Annotated in this window: 17 protein-coding genes and 2 tRNA genes; 10 read left to right on the top strand and 9 right to left on the bottom strand. The window is 50.6% G+C overall.

The window, feature by feature from the left end; genetic code table 11:
• Positions 1-22: 22 nt before the first annotated feature.
• Positions 23-445, bottom strand: a complete 423-nt coding sequence (locus JTN23_RS02460) for a DoxX family protein (protein WP_247232120.1) — start codon at positions 443-445, stop codon at positions 23-25.
• 186 nt (positions 446-631) lie between these two features.
• Here JTN23_RS02460 and JTN23_RS02455 point away from each other — a divergent pair, with 186 nt between their 5' ends.
• Positions 632-1,684 carry a glycoside hydrolase family 5 protein gene (locus JTN23_RS02455; protein ID WP_247232117.1) on the top strand — a complete coding sequence of 351 codons (1,053 nt, stop codon included), beginning with the start codon at positions 632-634 and terminating at the stop codon, positions 1,682-1,684.
• 60 nt (positions 1,685-1,744) lie between these two features.
• On the opposite strand, the gene JTN23_RS02450 is transcribed toward JTN23_RS02455, so the two are convergent.
• Together JTN23_RS02450 and JTN23_RS02445 are read right to left on the bottom strand one after the other, a co-directional pair.
• Positions 1,745-3,007, bottom strand: coding sequence for a chorismate-binding protein (locus JTN23_RS02450; RefSeq protein WP_247232115.1), 1,263 nt, complete (start codon positions 3,005-3,007; stop codon positions 1,745-1,747).
• A 126-nt stretch (positions 3,008-3,133) separates the two neighbouring features.
• A complete protein-coding gene (locus tag JTN23_RS02445; protein ID WP_247232113.1) occupies positions 3,134-3,562 on the bottom strand; it encodes a hotdog fold thioesterase in 429 nt (142 codons plus the stop codon).
• A gap of 85 nt (positions 3,563-3,647) precedes the next feature.
• Between JTN23_RS02445 and JTN23_RS02440 the strand changes: the two genes are divergently transcribed.
• The 4 genes from JTN23_RS02440 (at position 3,648) to JTN23_RS02425 (ending at position 7,200) form a co-directional block, all read left to right on the top strand.
• Entirely contained in the window at positions 3,648-4,292 is a 645-nt protein-coding gene (locus tag JTN23_RS02440; protein WP_247232111.1) for a histidine phosphatase family protein, read from the top strand.
• A 160-nt stretch (positions 4,293-4,452) separates the two neighbouring features.
• On the top strand, positions 4,453-5,550 hold the full coding sequence (locus JTN23_RS02435; protein WP_247232109.1) for a sensor histidine kinase: 1,098 nt from the start codon (positions 4,453-4,455) through the stop codon (positions 5,548-5,550).
• Between the two features lie 37 nt (positions 5,551-5,587).
• Positions 5,588-6,322 carry a LytR/AlgR family response regulator transcription factor gene (locus JTN23_RS02430; protein ID WP_247232106.1) on the top strand — a complete coding sequence of 245 codons (735 nt, stop codon included), beginning with the start codon at positions 5,588-5,590 and terminating at the stop codon, positions 6,320-6,322.
• A 116-nt stretch (positions 6,323-6,438) separates the two neighbouring features.
• Positions 6,439-7,200 carry a DUF3298 and DUF4163 domain-containing protein gene (locus tag JTN23_RS02425; RefSeq protein WP_247232104.1) on the top strand — a complete coding sequence of 254 codons (762 nt, stop codon included), beginning with the start codon at positions 6,439-6,441 and terminating at the stop codon, positions 7,198-7,200.
• A gap of 3 nt (positions 7,201-7,203) precedes the next feature.
• Here the strand turns inward: JTN23_RS02425 and radC are convergent, their stop codons facing one another.
• From radC to JTN23_RS02405, 4 genes are all read right to left on the bottom strand, one after another.
• On the bottom strand, positions 7,204-7,908 hold the full coding sequence (gene radC, locus JTN23_RS02420; RefSeq protein WP_247232102.1) for a RadC family protein: 705 nt from the start codon (positions 7,906-7,908) through the stop codon (positions 7,204-7,206).
• Positions 7,909-7,947: 39 nt separating this feature from the next.
• Positions 7,948-9,465, bottom strand: coding sequence for a tetratricopeptide repeat protein (locus JTN23_RS02415; protein ID WP_247232099.1), 1,518 nt, complete (start codon positions 9,463-9,465; stop codon positions 7,948-7,950).
• 124 nt (positions 9,466-9,589) lie between these two features.
• Positions 9,590-10,336, bottom strand: coding sequence for a zinc ribbon domain-containing protein (locus JTN23_RS02410; protein WP_247232098.1), 747 nt, complete (start codon positions 10,334-10,336; stop codon positions 9,590-9,592).
• A gap of 62 nt (positions 10,337-10,398) precedes the next feature.
• Positions 10,399-11,499, bottom strand: a complete 1,101-nt coding sequence (locus tag JTN23_RS02405) for a Nif3-like dinuclear metal center hexameric protein (protein ID WP_247232097.1) — start codon at positions 11,497-11,499, stop codon at positions 10,399-10,401.
• Positions 11,500-11,686: 187 nt separating this feature from the next.
• Between JTN23_RS02405 and JTN23_RS02400 the strand changes: the two genes are divergently transcribed.
• Both JTN23_RS02400 and JTN23_RS02395 read left to right on the top strand, forming a co-directional pair.
• Positions 11,687-11,763 (top strand) — tRNA-Asp (locus JTN23_RS02400).
• A gap of 72 nt (positions 11,764-11,835) precedes the next feature.
• A tRNA-Asp gene (locus JTN23_RS02395) sits at positions 11,836-11,912 on the top strand.
• Positions 11,913-12,054: 142 nt separating this feature from the next.
• On the opposite strand, the gene JTN23_RS02390 is transcribed toward JTN23_RS02395, so the two are convergent.
• Positions 12,055-12,447, bottom strand: a complete 393-nt coding sequence (locus JTN23_RS02390) for a PEGA domain-containing protein (RefSeq protein WP_247232096.1) — start codon at positions 12,445-12,447, stop codon at positions 12,055-12,057.
• Between the two features lie 194 nt (positions 12,448-12,641).
• A complete protein-coding gene (locus JTN23_RS02385; RefSeq protein ID WP_247232095.1) occupies positions 12,642-13,667 on the bottom strand; it encodes a nucleoside hydrolase in 1,026 nt (341 codons plus the stop codon).
• 505 nt (positions 13,668-14,172) lie between these two features.
• On the opposite strand from JTN23_RS02385, the gene JTN23_RS02380 reads away from it, so the two are divergent.
• The 3 genes from JTN23_RS02380 to JTN23_RS02370 all read left to right on the top strand — a co-directional run bounded on the left by JTN23_RS02380 (position 14,173) and on the right by JTN23_RS02370 (position 18,418).
• Positions 14,173-15,501 carry an SBBP repeat-containing protein gene (locus JTN23_RS02380; RefSeq protein WP_247232094.1) on the top strand — a complete coding sequence of 443 codons (1,329 nt, stop codon included), beginning with the start codon at positions 14,173-14,175 and terminating at the stop codon, positions 15,499-15,501.
• Positions 15,502-15,636: 135 nt separating this feature from the next.
• Positions 15,637-17,013 (top strand): SBBP repeat-containing protein, encoded by a 1,377-nt coding sequence (locus JTN23_RS02375; protein ID WP_247232093.1) that lies wholly within the window; start codon positions 15,637-15,639, stop codon positions 17,011-17,013.
• Positions 17,014-17,131: 118 nt separating this feature from the next.
• On the top strand, positions 17,132-18,418 hold the full coding sequence (locus JTN23_RS02370; RefSeq protein ID WP_247232092.1) for an SBBP repeat-containing protein: 1,287 nt from the start codon (positions 17,132-17,134) through the stop codon (positions 18,416-18,418).
• Positions 18,419-18,499 lie beyond the last annotated feature (81 nt).

The raw sequence follows: 18,499 nt of genomic DNA, 5'->3' as shown, positions 1-18,499 counted from the left end.
CCAGCGGGGGATTAAGCAACGACTACCTTCTCCTTCTGGGTGGGTTGATCAGGGAGTCTACCGAGTACTTACCTCCACCCAAGACCAGTAGCGTCAGGTAGATGAGTATGTACAACAGCAGCATTTCTTTGGCGCTAAAAGGATCAGTGCTATGCTGTACAAAGGCAGCAACAGAACAACTGATTATGAGCGTGATTGCCGCCAGGCGGGTACCCAAGCCCAAGAATATTAATATAGAACATATGGCCTCCGAGAACGTAACCAGGATGAGTGAAACCTCCGGCCCGATTCCCAAAGGATCGGCAAACTGCATTTCGCCGTTAATTATCTTCATCAGTTTGGGTATGCCGTGGGTCAGCATAAGTGCTGCTACACCTATCCTGAGGAAAGCCAGCCATACGTGCGCCGCTTCTAAGCCAATGTCCGTTGAGAATAATCTTTTCATGAGTCTTTTTGGAGTTATAGGTAAATAAACTACTTATATCCAATCTATTCTGTACTAACACGTACATCCAGTCGTCACTCTTATTACTACAGTCCCCTACGTTTGGTTTTGAAAAATGCTGATCTTTACCTGAAAAAGTATAAAGTTACCCGAAATACCTTTGTATAAGTACAGTAAAAGTGTAGCATGAATCGTCGACAATTTTTAGTACTCACCACCGCCGCGGCCAGTTTACCGGCCCTGGTTCAGGCCCAACCCAAGCCTTCCAAACTACCAGTCTGGCGGGGGGTTAATTTGTTAGAGAAATTCAATCCCACCCAGAACCGCCCCTATCAGGAGCGCCATTTCCGCTGGATGCGCGACTGGGGCTTTAACTTTGTGCGGCTGCCGATGTCGTACCAGTGCTGGTCCAAGCCCGACCCGGCCGTGTGGATGCAGATGGATGAAAAAGTACTGCGCGAAATAGACCAGGCCGTAGAATGGGGACAGAAGTACAAGATCCACGTCAACCTCAACCTGCACCGCATACCCGGCTACTGCGTCAATCCACCGGCTGAGCCTCTCAACCTGTGGAAGGATGAACAGGCTCAGAAAGCAGCCATTCACCACTGGCAGACGCTGGCCCGCCGGTACCGCAAGCTATCCAACAAAGACGTCAGTTTTGATCTGATCAACGAGCCCCCCAACATACCCGAAGAGGACTACGCTAATGTGATACGTATGCTCGTAAAAGGCATTCGCAAAGTATCACCGAAGCGACTCATCATAGCCGACGGGATCCGCTGGGGTACCGGTCCGGTACACAGCATTGCGGATCTGAACGTGGGACAGAGTACCCGCGGCTATAATCCCACGCAGATCAGTCACTACCACGCCAACTGGGTGAACGGAAGCGATAAGTTTCCTACGCCGCAGTGGCCCATGGACATAGGCGAAACGCACTGGGACAAAGACCTGCTCCGTGAGCGCTACATCAAGCCCTGGAAAGAACTGGAAGCCAAAGGTGTAGGCATACACGTAGGGGAATGGGGTGCCTACAACCGGACACCGCACGACGTAGCGCTGAAATGGATGGAGGATAACCTGCAGCTATGGAAGGAAGCCGGCTGGGGCTGGGCCCTCTGGAACCTGGATGGCTCGTTTGGCTTTATAAACAGCGGACGTACAGATGTAGCCTACGAAACCTTTGAAGGCGAAAAGCTGGACCGGAAAATGCTTGAACTCCTGCAACGGTATTGAAAACAGAAAAGGGTACCCTAATTCAGCAGAGTACCCTTTTCTATTAAGCTTTATATGATTTTACTGGGCCTCGGGAGCAAGTACTCTCAGAAGCGTCTGGCATTTCAGTTCGGTTTCTTCCCACTCCCGCTGCGGGTCGGAGTCTTCGGTAATACCCGCTCCGGCGTATACCGTAGCTACACCATCCGCCAGGCGCATGGTGCGCAGGTTCACAAACAGGTGCGACTCCTGCTCTACATTAACCGGCCCCAAGTACCCGCTGTAATAGGTACGGTCGTAGCCCTCTACTTCGGTCAGGAATTGTAGCGCAGGCTCTTTGGGCATACCGCATACCGCCGACGTTGGGTGCAGCAGGCGCAGCATCACACTGTCAAGTCCCTGAAAGTTTACAGCCTGCGTATCTACCTCAAAATCGGTACGCAGGTGGTACAGGTTACCGGCCTGTACAGTCTTGGGGCCTTTCTCCAGGTACTCACGCAGACGTATCTTCTTAAAGCACTCCACGATATAGCGGCTTACCAGCGCCTGCTCTTCTATTTCTTTTTGTCCCCAGCGTACCTCCCCCTTCGGCAGTAGTTCGCCGGATGCTGTACGGGCTACCTGGGTACCCGCCAGCGAGGCCGTGCGGAATATCCCCTGCGCGTCGGTTGATACCAGTGTCTCGGGTGACGCGCCCAGCCAGGTTTCCCGTTGCTCGGGTAAGTACACCAGCGAAATAAAAGCGGAAGGATAAGCAGCGGCCAGTTTGGTAAAAGCCTTCACCGGACGAAAATCTTCGTTATAGGTCAGCTCTCTCGTTCGTGAAAGTACCACCTTATCGAACTGCTCCTGACGGATAGCCTCAACGGCCAGTGCAACGGCTCTTTTGAATCGTTCCTGCTGGTTAGTCCGGGCAGAGGCCCGTGTATAGAGTCCGGTACTTAGGGGGGAATGGGCGGTATCTGTTCCCTTAAACTGGATTTCGTGAGCCGTATCTAGTAGTTGCTTTATTGACGGATGCTCCTCCCCCAGTTTTGATTCTACCTCTTTTACCTGCTCATCGGGTAAAACGGTGAAAAGAATATCTCCTTCCAGAAACAGTACTTCCTGTGAATCCGGTACCATGAAAGGACTGACTATAAATCCGGCCGGAAGAGCTTCCAGGTCGGGCTGGCGTCGACTCACTCCTTCTGTCACCGCAACCAGCAGCCTTACCTGCTCCTGATGCGGGAGCCGCCACATGGCAGCCGGAAAACCCAGATTCAGAGCGGCTTCCCAGAGGGCTTCGGCCCGAAGGCACACCCCCGTTGTAGTATTACTATTTGTACGATTACTATCAATCATCAGTGACTATGTCAATCTAGTACGTAAAGAGGGCTGACTAAGTGGTTCAGATTGTACATTTACCAGTAAAGGTATCCTCTTTCTGCTTACAGATATAACATTTTGTGGAGAGTATTTTGTTTCACTTCATCCGCGATTTGCATCTACCACAGCCACCGTCAGGCGACTTATACAAACGAGTTTGTTTTCTTCATTGGTGATCCGGATCTCCCACAGATGCGTCGTGCGCCCTACGTGTATGGGCGTCACCCTGCCGTACACGTAGCCCGACTGGACCGGCCTGACGTGGTTGGCGTTGATCTCCAGCCCGACGGCCCGCTGCTTCTCCGGGTCTTTCAGTGTCAGGTACGAAGCTACACTTCCCAGCGACTCCGCCAGTACTACCGAGGCCCCGCCGTGCAGGATGCCGAACGGCTGGTGGGTGCGGTGGTCTACCGGCATACGGGCTACGATGTAGTCCTCCCCCACCTCCAGATATTCAATACCCAGATGCCGCGCGATGGTATCTTTATCCAGTGATTGTAGGAAATCAATTGATACAGAAGTATTAAACATATCTAAAAAATATCTAAATTTGTATTTGCCAAGTAAGCAAAGAATAAGGTTTTTAACAACCCGTCTCTATAAATATTACAAAATTTTGAAAAATAAGTCCATATATCTGATCCGCCACGGAGAGACCGACTATAACCGAAATGGAGTGGTACAGGGAAGCCTCATAGATGCCGACCTGAATAGCTGGGGAAGAGCACAGGCTCAGGCTTTTTTTGATGCCTACCAACACGTACCATTTGATAAGATTTATACCTCAGCTCTCAAACGTACCCAGCAGTCAGTGCAGGGGTTTATTGATATGGGTATACCTTACGAATCGCACGCCGGACTCAACGAGATCAGCTGGGGCAACCGCGAGGGACGTACGCCCAACACCATGGACAACGACTACTACCGCAACCTGGTGCTGGCCTGGCGCAACGGCGATGTAGACCTGCCCGCCGAGGAAGGTGAGAGTCCGGTACAGGTACGGGAGCGGCAGATTCCGGTGATTGATCTGATCCTTTCACGTCCGGAAGAGCGTACTGTGCTGATTGCCATGCACGGGCGCGCGATCCGTATTCTGCTGACTACCCTGTTTGACGAGCCACTCAGCGAAATGGACCGCTACGAGCACAGTAACCTGTGTCTGTACAAGCTTACCTATTCGTACGTAGAAAAACGGTTCACGCTGGAGCTTTCCAACGACATTACCCATCTGCTGACCCTCGAAATTCCTAATAACTTCTAGTAACCGTTTGTGGACGGTGGCTCCCATTGGTGTAATTACTCCCACTCATGTAGTGGGATGTACTTACATTGGACCTATATTTATCATGTAGACTACCCGCAGACTGCCGGGCTCTGGCCTTGCTACTGCTTACGTAAAGCAATAACTAGTGGCAAATTCAATGTCCAAAACCCGCATTTACTGGACACTTCAAATTTCCGGCTGGACAGCCCTGGTCATGTACGAGTTTCTGCTCTACACGGTGGAGTATGGCTTTGACTCCAAAACCCTCTTTCTGGCCATTGCCAATATCCTCCTGGGCATCACCCTGACGCATACCTACCGGCTGGTGATCCGCCGCTGGAACTGGACGGCCCTGCCGGTGCACAAGCTGGTATTCAGGGTAGCCCTTTCGGTACTGATCTTAGGCTTTATCATGACCATTGTCAACCTGCCTCTGGACCGGCAGATCCTGGCCGAACAGCTCGTCAATCAGCCTTTTGTATTCTGGGGGTACCTTTCTACCTGGTGCAAAAATCTGCTGGCCTGGATCCTGTCTTATACAATATACCACTACGTGGAGCAGAACCGCCTGGCTGAGCTCGAGAAAATCATGCTCAAGACATCCATGCGCGAGGCCGAGGCCAAGGTACTTCGCTCCCAGCTGAACCCCCACTTTACGTTCAACGCTCTCAACAGTATCAGGGCCCTCGTTTCGGAAGATCCGGCCAAAGCCCAGCATAGTATTACGCAGTTATCCAATATTTTACGAAATTCGCTGCTGGCTGACCGCCGTAAGACCGTAGAACTACGGGAGGAGCTGAAAACCGTTGAAGACTACCTCGAGCTGGAAAAGGTACGCTACGAAGAGCGGCTCCGCCATTCTATCAAGGCTGACCCGCAGAGCATATTCTGGCAGGTACCTCCCATGATGCTGCAGACGCTGGTCGAAAACGGCATCAAGCACGGAGTATCCAAGGTAATGGGTGGCGGTATGCTGGAAGTAGCGACTACCATCGAGAATCAGATGCTGGTGATCCGGATCCGTAACACGGGTACGCTCTGCGAAAAGAATACGGACGACCAGAGCGGTGGAGTAGGCCTGCAGAACACAGCGGAGCGCCTGTCGATCCTGTACGGGAAAGAGGCCAGTTTCCGGCTGTTTCAGGAAGACGAAAAGACCGTCTGTGCTGAAGTAGTGATACCTATGCTATCGGATGGCCTGCAGCGCTACTCGGATGAAAAAACCACCGCTCCTCAGGAAACAGTAAAACAGTAAACACCCTAAACACATACACTTACCTAATCGTACCGCCATGAAGACGCTTATCGTTGACGACGAACGCCTAGCCCGCAATGAACTGAAACGTTTACTTGAAATCCATTCCAAAATAGAAATAGTCGGTGAAGCCTCCAACGCCGACGAAGCCCTGGTCATGATTGATGAGCTGCAGCCGGAGCTGCTGTTTCTGGATATACAGATGCCCGGCAAAAATGGCTTTGAGCTCCTCTCTTCCATCGAGGGCAAGGCCCCCGAGGTAATATTTACGACCGCCTACGACGAGTACGCCATCAAGGCGTTTGAATTTAACGCGCTCGACTACCTACTCAAGCCCATTGACGCTGACCGGCTCCGCGACGCAATTAATCGGGTTGAAGAAAATCAGGCACCGGTTGAAGGGTCGGATGTGCCCCACGAGCGTACAGAGAAGGTATTAGGCGAGAATGACCAGGTGTTTGTAAAGGACGGAGAGAAGTGCTGGTTTGTTAAGTTAAGTAAAATTCGTTTATTTGAGTCGATGGGCAACTACGTACGTCTGCATTTTGATGATCAAAAGCCCCTGGTACTCAAATCGTTGAACAGTCTGGAAGAGCGTCTGGACCCAAATACGTACTTCAGAGCCAACCGGAAGCATATCATCAACCTGCAGTGGATCGAAAAGATAGAACCCTGGTTTAGTGGCGGACTCCTTGTAACTTTGCAGGGCGGGGACCGCATTGAAATCTCTCGCCGACAGGCCATACGGTTCAAAGAACTGATGAGCTTATAGGATGCGCAGAGAATGTGTGAAGGAAAACGTGTCTAATGAAACATTACGGAATCTGTATATATTCTCTTATTGCGATATTACTGGCAGCATGTACTACTACCTACAATGAAAATACAGTGCAATCTCCGGAAACGGACGGGCTGAATTTTCAGGATGCCACCTACTATCAGACCAGTTATGGCGAATGTGACACTACTGGCAGAGGAGGTGTGACTGCGCAGGTAAAGTATCTGGAACCTACGCCGGATGAAGATAATGACCCGCAGGATGCGCCGCAGAACCTGACGAAATTCATCCGGGGCTCCGTGGTAAAGCTACTGAATTCCTTTACGGACAGTACGTACATAGAGGCCGAAAAACGGGCGGGTACCCATATAGAGGAGGCATTTGAGGCATTTGCGAGTACCTACCGCGATTTCAAGAATGATTTTCCTGAGTCTACCGGATGCTGGGCTATCGAAGTGGAAGGTGATACCGTCATGACTACCCCCAAAGTGGTAGTATACCGGCTCGACCAGTATTCATTCACGGGTGGGGCACACCCCAATACCCATACGGGCTACTATATTTTTGACCGGCAGAATGGACGCCCCCGGCAGCTGACTACCTTTATACGGGATACCACCCAGCTCCTGCAAAAGGCCGAAGTGGCCTTTCGCAAACACGAACGGCTTCCGGCTCGCGCCAGCCTCCAGGAGTACGGCTATTTCTTACCCGGCAACCAGTTTTTTCTACCGGCCAACATCGCCTTTACCCACGAGGGAGTAGTGCTACTGTATAATCCTTACGAGATAGCTGCCTACGCGCGCGGACCTATTGAGTTTACCATTCCGTACTCCGAAGTGGAAGGCATCATCCGCCGCGAACAGATCTTCTAGGTACTACAGGAGACCTTCGTCAGCAAAGCTGTAATAGCTGCTATCCGTAAATATCAAATGGTCCAGAACGGGCAGGTCGAGCACTCGGCCTGCCTCTTTTAGTTTTCGGGTCAGGTCCTTATCGGCCTGGCTGGGGGTAAGGTTGCCGGAAGGATGGTTGTGAAACAGGATCATCGAGCTCGCCAAGTGCTCCAGCGCGTGCTTAAATATCAGCTTGGGGTCGGCCACCGTACCCGCTACCCCTCCGGTACTGATCAGTACCGGCCTGAGTACTTCGTTGGCGCGGTTCAGCAGCAGGATCCAGAACTCCTCGTGCGGCTTATCCAGCAGGTAGGGCTTCATCTCTTCGTAGGCATCGTTAGAGCTGGTAATACGCCGGCGGCGGGGTACTTCGCTCTCTTTTCTCCTACGGCCCAGCTCAAGCGCCGCCACGATGGTAATGGCCTTGGCCTCCCCTATTCCTTTGATCTTTTTCAGCTCATTGATGCCCTGCCGGGCCAGCTCGTTAAGGTTGTTGTTGGCCGAGCCCAGGATCAGCTTAGCGACATCCACCGCCGACTGATCTACGGTACCCGATCCGATCAGGATGGCGATGAGTTCGGCGTCGGTCAGGGCGGCCTTGCCCCGCTGAAGTAGCTTCTCACGCGGACGATCCTCCTCCGCCCAGCTCAGGATCTTGCGGGAAGGCAGGTAGTTATCCTTTGACATAATCTTCCTCCTTTCTTTGGTGTGTGTTGTATCTACGGACTATACACCCAGTTCGGTCAGGGCAGCCCGGGCTTTGTTGTCAATGCTGTTTTTGTACTCGTGCTTCTTATAGGTCATGGCCAGCCGAAACGAGGCAATGGCCTGCTCCTTCTGACGCTTTTCCCGGTATATGTATCCCAGCTGCAGAGCCGATGAGGCTCCAAAATACAGGTTGGTATTGCGGGTAAGTTCGACGCAGCGGTTAAAGTACGGCACCGCCTGCTCCTCCTGCCCCATCTTCTGGAGGATGCGTCCTTTGCGGTAGTTAAACTCGGCCCGGTCGCCCACTGCTCTAAAGGTACTTTCGCGGTAAGTTTCTAGCCCTTCCAGCGCTTCTTTGAGGTAGCCACCGTCGGTAGCGTAGCGGGCTCTGAGCAGTACTTTCTGCTGATCACTGATGGTACCGGCAGCGTAGCGCTCTGCAAACTTCATAGCGTACTGATCCGACTCCACAATGGTAGCCCCCACTTTTTTTACCCGGGCCAGCATCTCCTCCGCCCCTTTTTCATCCTCAGCCAGCCACCGGCACAGAAACTGCTTAAAGTAGCTGTCCTTAACAAAGTTGGCCCCTCTAAACTCCCGCTGAAACCGGCTGTACAGCGCAAAGGCTTCGCGGTACTGCCCCTTCTGTAACAGGATTTCGCCCCGCATGTAATGGAGGAAGGGAAAGTCCGTGTAGTCACCACCGGTGGGGGCTTTCTTAAGGATGGCGAGGGCATCTTCACTGCGCCCTTCCTTCATAAGTACCGACGCCCCGAAGAAATGCAGCAGCAGGTTGTCAGGATGGCGGGTGGGTAGCTGCCGGAGGGTCTGCAACTGAGCAGGGCTCAGCTGCAGCGTAAAGGCATGCAGCAGAATATCAATAAGCTGGCTTTCCTGCCGGAAGAGTTCGTCCTTCTGCTGGACGAGCTGCAGCTCTTTCAGTCCTTCCCGTACATTTCCTTTCAGCCCCAGGATTCGGGTCACCCAGGCGTAGTTCTCAGGTACCGAGCCGATCAGGACGTGCAGCAGGCCCAGCGATTTGTAGGTCGGCACGAAGGTGGGAAACTTCTTACTGTTTTCGTCCAGCAGGCGGTAGGCTTTGATGATGTCCCAGCAGGCACTCACCTCACTCCCAAACTTGAGCTTGGCAAAGGCCCAGTGCAGCCTGACTTCCGCCATAAGCAACCGCTGAAAGGGCGACGAACCCGGCAGCCGCGACAGGGCCGCCAGCCGGGCCTCTTCCTGCGGGAGCAGCCGGTTGAAAGCGGCCTTATCTTCCGATATGAGCAGGTAGTACATATCGGCGTAGTTATCCAGGTACAGGAGTACGCCATTAGCCGGATGCTGGCTACGCTCCTGAGCGATCAGACTGCGCCCTGCCTCCAGTCGCAGCTTCTGGATCTCGAAGTAAGCCAGCTGCAGACGTGGAGTAAAATTAAAAGCAGCGTCCGGAGCTTCACTTTCGGCACGCACCTCCCCTCCCCCGCTTACAAACAGGTAAAGACTGGTAAGTAGTATGAAGAAGTACGTTTTCATTGGTAGGTCCGGGTGTCGGTATACTAAATACGCTATTCCGGCTGATTAGGTTTTGTAACATACCGCCCTAAAAGCAAAAAGGCTGCCCGAAGGCAACCTTTTACAAGTCTTTTATAGCGTAGGCTTATCGGCGGCCTACCGGCTCTCCGCTGCTCTCCACACCGGCAAAGATACGTCCGCAGTGCTCACACACGATGATCTTCTTGTGCTCACGGATATCTGCCTGGCGCTGGGGAGGTACGATATTAAAGCAGCCTCCGCAGGCTCCGCGCGATACGGGTACTACGGCCAGTCCGTTCATGGAGTTGCCACGGATACGGTCGTAGCTTCTTAGCAGACGCTCTTCAATTTTCTTTATGTGCTTCTCACGCTCCGCAATCAGACGATTCTCCTCTTCCTGGCTCTCACCGGTAATTACCGATAGCTCCTGCTTCTTCGCCTTCAGGTCTTCCTGGCGCTCGTTCAGAGTAGCTCTGGTACGATCAGCATCCTCCTCGATGAGGCGAATACGGGCCTTGGCTTCGTTGATCTTCTTATCCGCCAGTTGCATATCCAGTTCCTGCAGCTCGATCTCCTTCGTGATGGCATCGTACTCGCGGTTGTTACGCACGTTCATCTGCTGATCCTTGTATTTAGCAATCAGCTTTTCGGAGTCTTTCTGAGCACCTTTCAGGTTATCAATCTCCGAGTTAAGCGCGTCAATCTCGTTTTTGAACTTACTCATCCGGGTTTCGAAACCTATAATTTCATCTTCCAGATCACGAACTTCTTCGGGCAGGTCACCACGAATCTTTAATATTTCGTCCAGCTTTGAATCGATTTCCTGAAGCTGTACGAGAGCGTCTAATTTTTGGGCGATTGTATTTTCCATGTATGTCTTTACGGACTGTTACGGTAGTATTCTGGGCGGAAGAAATGGAACAACCGGCAATTTTACGTAAAATACCTGACCGGATTGGTATTTACTTCCGACAAACAGAGCGCAAAATTACCAAATTTTTCTGATAAATAGTGGCAAAGTACTTCTTTCGTGTACACTTCGCTTTCATAATGCCCAATATCGCAGATTAGTATCTTATTATCGGCATCAAAAAATTCGTGGTACTTGAAGTCGGCCGTTACAAAAGCATCCGCTCCGGCCGCCAGCGCATTCGGCAACAGAAAGCTACCGGCTCCCCCACAGACCGCTATCCGGCGAACGGTATCGTGTACCGGCGCCGTATGTTTGATCACGGGCGTATGCATGTTCTTCTTGAGCATAACCAGAAACTCAGCCGTCGTAATGGGCTCGGGAAGGTCACCCACGGCACCGGAGCCTATCTCCTGGTTTTCGTTTTCGAGGGTATTAATGTAAAACGATACCTCTTCGTAGGGATGCGCCTTGCGAAGTGCCTGTATGACGGGCTTCTCCAGATAGATAGGCAACATCACCTCCACCCGGTTCTCCTGTACTTCCTCATCCTCCCCCCGCTCCCCGATGGTAGGGTTGGCCCCTTCGCCCGGACGGAAGGCCCCCGTCCCCGTCAGTCGGAAGCTGCAGCGTGAGTAGTCGCCGATCTGTCCGGCTCCGGCGGCAAATACCGCGTCCAGTACCTTTTCGGTGTCGTCGACGGGTACAAAGAAGGTCAACTTCATCAGCTGCTGACGCTTGGGAGCCAGCACCCGAAGGTTCTGTAGGCCGAGCCTTCTGGCGATCATCCAGTTGACACCATTGGCTACGTTGTCGAGGTTGGTATGGATGGCGTAGATGGCCACATCATGCTTAATGGCCTTGATTACGGTGCGCTCTATATAGGTACGGCCGGTTAGTCTTTTGAGGCCTTTGAATACAATCGGGTGGTGCGCGACTACCACGTTACAGCCCCGCTGGATGGCTTCGTCCACCACGGCCTCCGTCGAATCCAGCGCAAACAGTACGCCCTGTACCTCCATGCCGGGATCACCTACGATGAGCCCCGAATTATCGTAATTTTCCTGGTAGATGGGCGGCGCCAGCGCCTCCAGCTCCCTGATGAAATCTTTAAGTTGAGTCATAAAGTGGGTGATGATACGGGGCAAAAATAAAAAACTGCAACCCACAAAAAAATGATACCTGACTATCAACCCATTCGGAAATATTTGATTTTTTTTCCTGAAGACGCTTGCGTGGTATAGTTCAACCGCATACTTTTGCACCACGATTTCACTGTTACACACAGCAAAATCAAAAGATACATACTCTGGTCCGGTAGTTCAGCTGGTTAGAATACATGCCTGTCACGCATGGGGTCGCGGGTTCGAGTCCCGTCCGGACCGCCAGAGAAAGAAGCGCTTAGCACCATCAGCTACGCGTTTTTTTATCCTGAAACAAAAGTAAATAGTACATACTCTGGTCCGGTAGTTCAGCTGGTTAGAATACATGCCTGTCACGCATGGGGTCGCGGGTTCGAGTCCCGTCCGGACCGCCAGAGAAACTTGAAAAGCTCAAATACGAAAGTGTTTGGGCTTTTTTGTTGCACCTGTGTTTCCCCTGCCTGTTTGCCCCTAACAAAAAAGAGGTACCAACTTATAACAGCTGGTACCTCCTGATATATCTTATCAGCCAAAAGGTTAATTGGACGCAGACGCCTTAGGGCTAGGCTCCAGCGTTACCTTATAAAGCAGTTGATCGTATTTCATCATTGCCCCGGTTACTGCATCGATAGCAAATCCCGGCCAGAAAAATATGTTGAGAATACTCACTACATCAAAGGTCGACGAGGGGGAAAATACTTTGGACTGATACCCCTCTTTGGTCAGGACCACCGAAGGTTGGCTCAGGTTTTTCTTCATTGGAACGGCAGCAGGGGTAGTACCGTGCGAAACGCCGTTAATCTCTACCAGGGCTCCCGGAGGGCTGGATTCAATACGAACTACCTGAGTAGTTCCGGAAAAAAGAGTAGCACAACCGGACAGGGAAAATAGAGCCAGCACAGGGGCAAGCAGGAGTAGTAACTTTTTCATGAAGTGGAATAGAGGTGGAATGTTTCCACAAGTATATACGTCTTCCTCCATTTAAACAAAGCCCTACCAGCTTTTTGAACCTGATATTGGCTAAATCGTTTCAGATGTACATGGCTTAGCTGCACAAGGCAATATCCCTATCCTTGTATATTAGGCTATCAACCTTCGTTTAATCCATAGTATCAGTCTCCCCCCTACCTGTTCATCAGCTCCAGCTTGGCAAAAAAGTCGTTGAACATGAGATTAATGTCCAGACGGGTGTATACCCGGATGGGCCGTCCCTGGTGATTATGTTCATAGGCTCCCTGTTGGTTGATCCGGGGGGACATCCGGACTACATACTCACTGGACGACGGATCGGCCTCAAAGGATGACTGTAGCGCCGTCAGCAACACCAGCGGGCTATCACCCATAACGTACGTTTCGCCAATGTTCAGGCCATACTTCGACAGTCGGGTCATCAGGCCTTCGATTACTTCCGTCAGGTAACTACCTACCTTACCGTGCGGCTTTACCTTTAGTAAGAGCTGCGAATAGGGCAGCAGAGCCTGCCGGTAGGCATTGCGGGGTACCTGCCACACCGGCACCGCCGAACGGTTAAATACCGCCCGGGCCGCCGGTATGTCGATGTTCAGATTGTACTCAGGACTTGAATAATTAGGGGGAGGAAAGGCCAGATCGCTGTACTCCGGCCCGCCAATCCAGACCACCGTCAGCTTGCCGGCAATCTGGGGCGAAGTCAGCAGAGCCGATGCTATCTCGGTAAGTCCGGCTCCGCACAGTACATACAGTGGCTGTTTGGTATCAGTCCGTAAGGCTTCTTTTATAATGAAGTTGACTGCCTCACTTTTTACGGGAGTACTGTCGTTGGGCATGGCTGTATTTGATCCGGCTATAATGGGGATGTTACTTTTACCACCCATTAGCTGTACCAGTTCTCTGGCTTTTTTGGCCGCATTGTCGGCCTGGACTTTGGAAGGGTCAAATCCATCCCCTACTCTCAGGTGCGAACCCACGATGGCCCTTACCTCCACCGACGGGGATAGCAACAGGTGCGCCAACTGGAACAATCCGTCCGGATCACCACTGAAATCATTGTCAATAATCACCCGCATCCGGGGAGTAACCGCATTTTCCATACCCGCCTGCTGCCCCAGCGTGGTGAAGGGCAGAGCAAGCAGTAAAACCAGGCCCATCAGGCAGGAGTAGCATCTTGTCATATGTATACTTATCGCTTAAAGGTAAAGATCCCCTATGATCAGGAGATAATGCGTCAAATATACACGTTGTTAGCAATTACAACAGCCCTACACTACTAAAAGAAGGGACAGCGGGTACTCCTGGTACTGCCAAAGGCTTTTCGCAAGCAAATCATTGACTATCAGTCAGTGGCAATAAAATGTAACCTTAGTACCGTAAGATAAAATTAGTAAAAACTTATTATGCATTTTTTGTTCCTCATTGAATTAATTGGGTTATTTACAGTCAACTAGCCTAACCGCCGGACTAAAACAGGTACAGCGGTTAGACTATTAACGTGCCCCTCCTCTATCTACTCCTTTACCTCTAAGGCCGATCAGGCAGGTCTCGATATGATCGAGCTGGTTCTTAGGTGGTACTTGTACCAGAAAGTCTGTGTCAGAGCTTTCTGCTTCAATTGCTAATTAGCTCAGCAAATCATAAACACTAGATCTATAATCAACTTTTAAATATAACTACACCTCTATGAAGAAAGTCGCTATTCTACTGGTCTCTTCGTTACTAGTAGTTTTGATTGCTTGTCAGGACCATAATCTGGAACCTTCCCCCAATGATCCCCCCAGTAACGGCCTGGCATGGAAAGCCGGAGGGCCTAACTCCTCCATTCAGGATTTCGCCGTAGACAGAAACGGAAATTCTTTTATAAGCGGGACCTTCCGTGGGACCGCACACTTTGGTCACATCACCATCACAAAACCTGATCAGGAAACACACACGTTTATTGCTAAGTACAACGCTACCGGCGAAGCCCAGTGGGTTCGAATGGTGGAATCTAACAGGTCTGCCAATATTTTTGGCGTTGCAGTTGATGGAAACGGCAACTTATATGCAACAGGCGGGTTCAACGGCTCTGCGACTTTTGACGGAACTACACTGACAGGTGAGGGTTTCTACCTCGTAAAGTACACTAGCAGCGGAGATGTCCTTTGGGTACGGCAGGTAAGCTCCCCCCATTCTGTGTTCAATGCAAGCCCTGCCTTTGGTATTGAAGCAGATGAAAGTGGCTTTGTATATCTGACGGGTTTGTTTGAAGGAACAGTACTGTTTGGCGACATACCTCTTACGGCCACTTCCAGTGAAATCAAAATCGGCGGACGTGAAGATGCCTTTATAGCCAAGCTAAATACCGATGGCGTATTTCTGTGGGTTAGAAAGGTAGGCGGTGCTCAGATAGATGTTGGCAATAGCGTAGCGGTAGATAAGGCCGGTAATGTATATGCCTCCGGCTACTCCACTTCCCACCCTGCCCGCTTTGGCGATATCCAGTTCTACTTTTCAAATGATTCATACGCCACCAAGTTTGCGACCGATGGTACATTGCAATGGGCCACAGGCGTACGACGAAACTCGCCCGCGCGTGGGGATAAAATTACGGTAGATGAGGCTGGTAACAGCTTTGTCAAATCGGGCAATGTAATTTCCTGGCTCAACAGCAGTGGGGTAGTCCAGTGGAACAGGCAGCTTGGCAATGCCTCCATCTACGATATCGCTGCCAGTGCTGATGGGGGTGTGTATATAACAGGAAGCTTCGAAGGTACCCTGAACGTGGAAGGCCTTACCCTGACTTCCAGCGGAGGAACGGATGTATTTCTGGCTAAACTCAACCGGAGTGGGGGTCTGGTCTGGATGAAGCGGGAAGGAGGCCGTCAGAACGACTACGGGATCCGTGTTGATCCGGGAGCCCGTGGGGAGCTATACGTAACGGGCACTTTCAATAGTACTACTACCTTAGCCGGCACCTCTCTCAGCTCGGCAGGAAACTCTGAGATCTTCATTGTCAGGTATGATCAGTAATACTCAGAAGCGATAAGGTCGCTATCCATTGGCAGTAGCCTTATCGCTTTTCGGCTTATACACACTACTACTGATGCAATTGTATGTCTGGTTTATACTAGGTTCTACTCTTTATCCATCTATACCTATTCCCCCATGAAAAAAGTCATAATTCTACTGACCTCACTACTTATGGCCTTTGTATCAGGCTGTCAGGATCACAATCTCGAACCTCATCCCGAAGACGTCATGGCTTGGCGGGCGGGAGGTCCCGCCGGAGATTCAGGACAAGATATTGCTGTAGATCAGAGCGGCAACGTATATGTCACAGGAGGTTTTACCGGCACTGCTACCTTTGGCTCTACTACTCTCATCTCCAATGGCATATCAGACATATTCATCGTCAAGTACAACAATAAAGGGGATGTATTATGGGCTAAACAAGCCGGAGGGCCTCTCGCTGACCAGGGGTATGGTATTACGTTAGATGAACAGGGTAATTTCTACATCACAGGGTACATCTCAGGTACCGCCACCTTTGGTACCCTTTCGCTTACCTCTACCGGAGAACGGGATATATTCATTAGTAAGTACAGCACCAACGGAGAGGTACAATGGGCAAGGAATGCTGGCGGCACAAACTTTGACTCTGGATATGGTATTGCCTTAGATAGAGGCGGGAACCCCTATGTCACCGGTAGCTTTCAGAGTACCGCCACTTTTGGCACTACCACCCTTACCTCCCGAGGTAGCAACGATGTATTTATAGCTAAATACAACAGCAATGGGGATATACTATGGGCCCAGCAGGCAGGAGGAACAGATTCAGATGGTGTAAGTGATATTGCCGTAGATGAAAACGGTAACGCATATATAATAGGGTCCTTCACAGGAACTGCTACCTTTGGCGCATTTACACTTACCGCAGTAGCACATTCCAGAGCTACTGATTCTAATTTATTCGTTGTTAAATACAACAGCGCCGGTGAGGCTCTCTGGGTCCGGCAGGAAAGTGGTATGGGTAGTTTCGGGTCCGGAATCGCAGTAGATGGAAGTGGGAATGTCTATGTCACGGGAACAATTTACATAGGTGCGTTCACTCCAGATATACATATTGCTAAATATACTACTACCGGTGAAATACAATGGTCCGGGTTCATAGGCAGAATGGGTGGAACAGAATATGGAGCAGATATAGCCGTAGATAAAAATGGAAATGTATATGTGATAGGTAGAACTCATGGTTCACAAATCGGAATCGGCAAAAGAACGAGCTCAGGATTGGTAAGTGTTGATATAGACATAGTTCATTATGGTGATGACGATATCATTGTAGTAAAGTTTGACAACAATGGAAATCTGTACTGGGCCCGAAGTGCCGGAGGTCCTGGTGACGACGTCGGACTTGGCATTGCCGTAGATGAGCAGGGTACGGCGTACACAACAGGATACTTTCCAGGCACCGCTACTTTTGGTACCACTACCCTTACATCCAGCGGTGATATTGATGTATTTGTAGCTAAATTCAAGTAATACAGAAAAGTCCGGCAGCTATTCCAACCAGTAGCTGCCGGGCTTTTTCTGTTATGCCCAATAGTACTTGATGAGGCGTCCTAGTCCAATAATTTATTCATACCTATTCAATTACATTATGAAAAAAACTGCAATCTTACTAACCTCACTACTCATAGCCTTTTTGACAGGTTGTCAGGATCACGTTTTTGAGCCTCCCCCATCCGGTACCCTTCAGACACTAGGAGCCTGGAGAACGGGAAGTACAGAGTCTGATATTCCCAACTATATGGCTCGCGACTCACAGGGGTACCTTTACCTTACCGGTAGGCAGACCGTGCCCTTTGTGGCCAAATACAATAGCAGTGGAAGCCAGCAGTGGAGGAATGAATTAAAAAGGGTTGTGGACCCCTCTGGGCAACTTATAGCTCTTGATGCAAGTGGAAACATTTACGTAGCCGGACGTGGCCTGGGTAGTAGAGCCGACTTTGGACAATCCGGTGTGGATGAGGTATATCTTGCCAGCTACACCAACGATGGCACCCTCCGGTGGATACTTTCTACTTCCGCTAATACGGGCAAAGGCTCTTTGCATCCCCTTGGCTTTATTGCTGATGATGCTGGCAATACTTATATGACCGGCTGGTTTTCAGAAACTGTCGATTTTGGCGGAATCGAACTTACTTCAAGAGCTCAGGCTGATAAAATTGGCGGCTTTGAGGATGGCTTTCTGCTCAAGGTAAACAAGGATGGTGCCTTGCAGTGGGTCAGGCAGTTAGCAGGGAACAGGACAGATTCAGGTTTAGATGTAGCCCTGGATCAGGCAGGTAACGTATTTGTCTCCGGCTTTACTAATTCAGGCTCTACGTTTGGGGGCATTACTGTTACCGGAACAACCTCCTTTGCCATTAAGTACACACCCGACGGTACACGGCAATGGATAACCGCTGTTCGCCAGGCCAGCTTTGGACATGGAAGACATATTGGCGTAGATGCATCCGGTAATAGCTATGTAGGAACCGGTGCTGTCGTTACAAAACTTAACAGCGGTGGAGAGGCAGAATGGCACAAAGGAATTCCCTCTGCATCATTCTATTTCAACGAGGCCAACGAAGACATAGCTTTTAATACCGATGGCGACTACTATGTAACAGATACCTTTAGTGGCACCATCACTATTGAAGGACAAACACTTACCTCCCGTGGAGGGTATGACGTGTTTCTGGTCAAATATGATAAGTATGGTTCTTTAAAATGGGTAGTACAGGAAGGAGGGCCTCAAAACGAAACGGCAAGGAAAATTGTGCTGGGTGAAGGAGGCGTCATTCACCTGCTGGGTTACTTCGAAGGTACCACCACCATAGCGGGTACCAGTCTGACCTCCGCTGGACAGACCGATATATTTGTAGCTACGTATAAGGAGTAAGGTAACAGGAGGGCTTCTACATCAGGGTAGTAGCCCTCCTGTTTTTTATTCATTCCACATGACATTCTATACTCCATTCAC

It is taken from the genome of Telluribacter roseus (assembly GCF_017355915.2).
Lineage (GTDB): Bacteria > Bacteroidota > Bacteroidia > Cytophagales > Spirosomataceae > Telluribacter.
Note: the sequence above shows the minus strand (reverse complement) of the source record. Positions and strands in the feature narration are given on the sequence as shown.

Coding starts and splice junctions, on each gene's coding strand:
- JTN23_RS02460 (WP_247232120.1), bottom strand. CDS start 445: ATGAAAAGATTATTCTCAACGGACATTGGCTTAGAAGCGGCGCACGTA.
- JTN23_RS02455 (WP_247232117.1), top strand. CDS start 632: ATGAATCGTCGACAATTTTTAGTACTCACCACCGCCGCGGCCAGTTTA.
- JTN23_RS02450 (WP_247232115.1), bottom strand. CDS start 3,007: ATGATTGATAGTAATCGTACAAATAGTAATACTACAACGGGGGTGTGC.
- JTN23_RS02445 (WP_247232113.1), bottom strand. CDS start 3,562: ATGTTTAATACTTCTGTATCAATTGATTTCCTACAATCACTGGATAAA.
- JTN23_RS02435 (WP_247232109.1), top strand. CDS start 4,453: ATGTCCAAAACCCGCATTTACTGGACACTTCAAATTTCCGGCTGGACA.
- JTN23_RS02430 (WP_247232106.1), top strand. CDS start 5,588: ATGAAGACGCTTATCGTTGACGACGAACGCCTAGCCCGCAATGAACTG.
- radC (WP_247232102.1), bottom strand. CDS start 7,908: ATGTCAAAGGATAACTACCTGCCTTCCCGCAAGATCCTGAGCTGGGCG.
- JTN23_RS02415 (WP_247232099.1), bottom strand. CDS start 9,465: ATGAAAACGTACTTCTTCATACTACTTACCAGTCTTTACCTGTTTGTA.
- JTN23_RS02410 (WP_247232098.1), bottom strand. CDS start 10,336: ATGGAAAATACAATCGCCCAAAAATTAGACGCTCTCGTACAGCTTCAG.
- JTN23_RS02405 (WP_247232097.1), bottom strand. CDS start 11,499: ATGACTCAACTTAAAGATTTCATCAGGGAGCTGGAGGCGCTGGCGCCG.
- JTN23_RS02390 (WP_247232096.1), bottom strand. CDS start 12,447: ATGAAAAAGTTACTACTCCTGCTTGCCCCTGTGCTGGCTCTATTTTCC.
- JTN23_RS02385 (WP_247232095.1), bottom strand. CDS start 13,667: ATGACAAGATGCTACTCCTGCCTGATGGGCCTGGTTTTACTGCTTGCT.
- JTN23_RS02380 (WP_247232094.1), top strand. CDS start 14,173: ATGAAGAAAGTCGCTATTCTACTGGTCTCTTCGTTACTAGTAGTTTTG.
- JTN23_RS02375 (WP_247232093.1), top strand. CDS start 15,637: ATGAAAAAAGTCATAATTCTACTGACCTCACTACTTATGGCCTTTGTA.
- JTN23_RS02370 (WP_247232092.1), top strand. CDS start 17,132: ATGAAAAAAACTGCAATCTTACTAACCTCACTACTCATAGCCTTTTTG.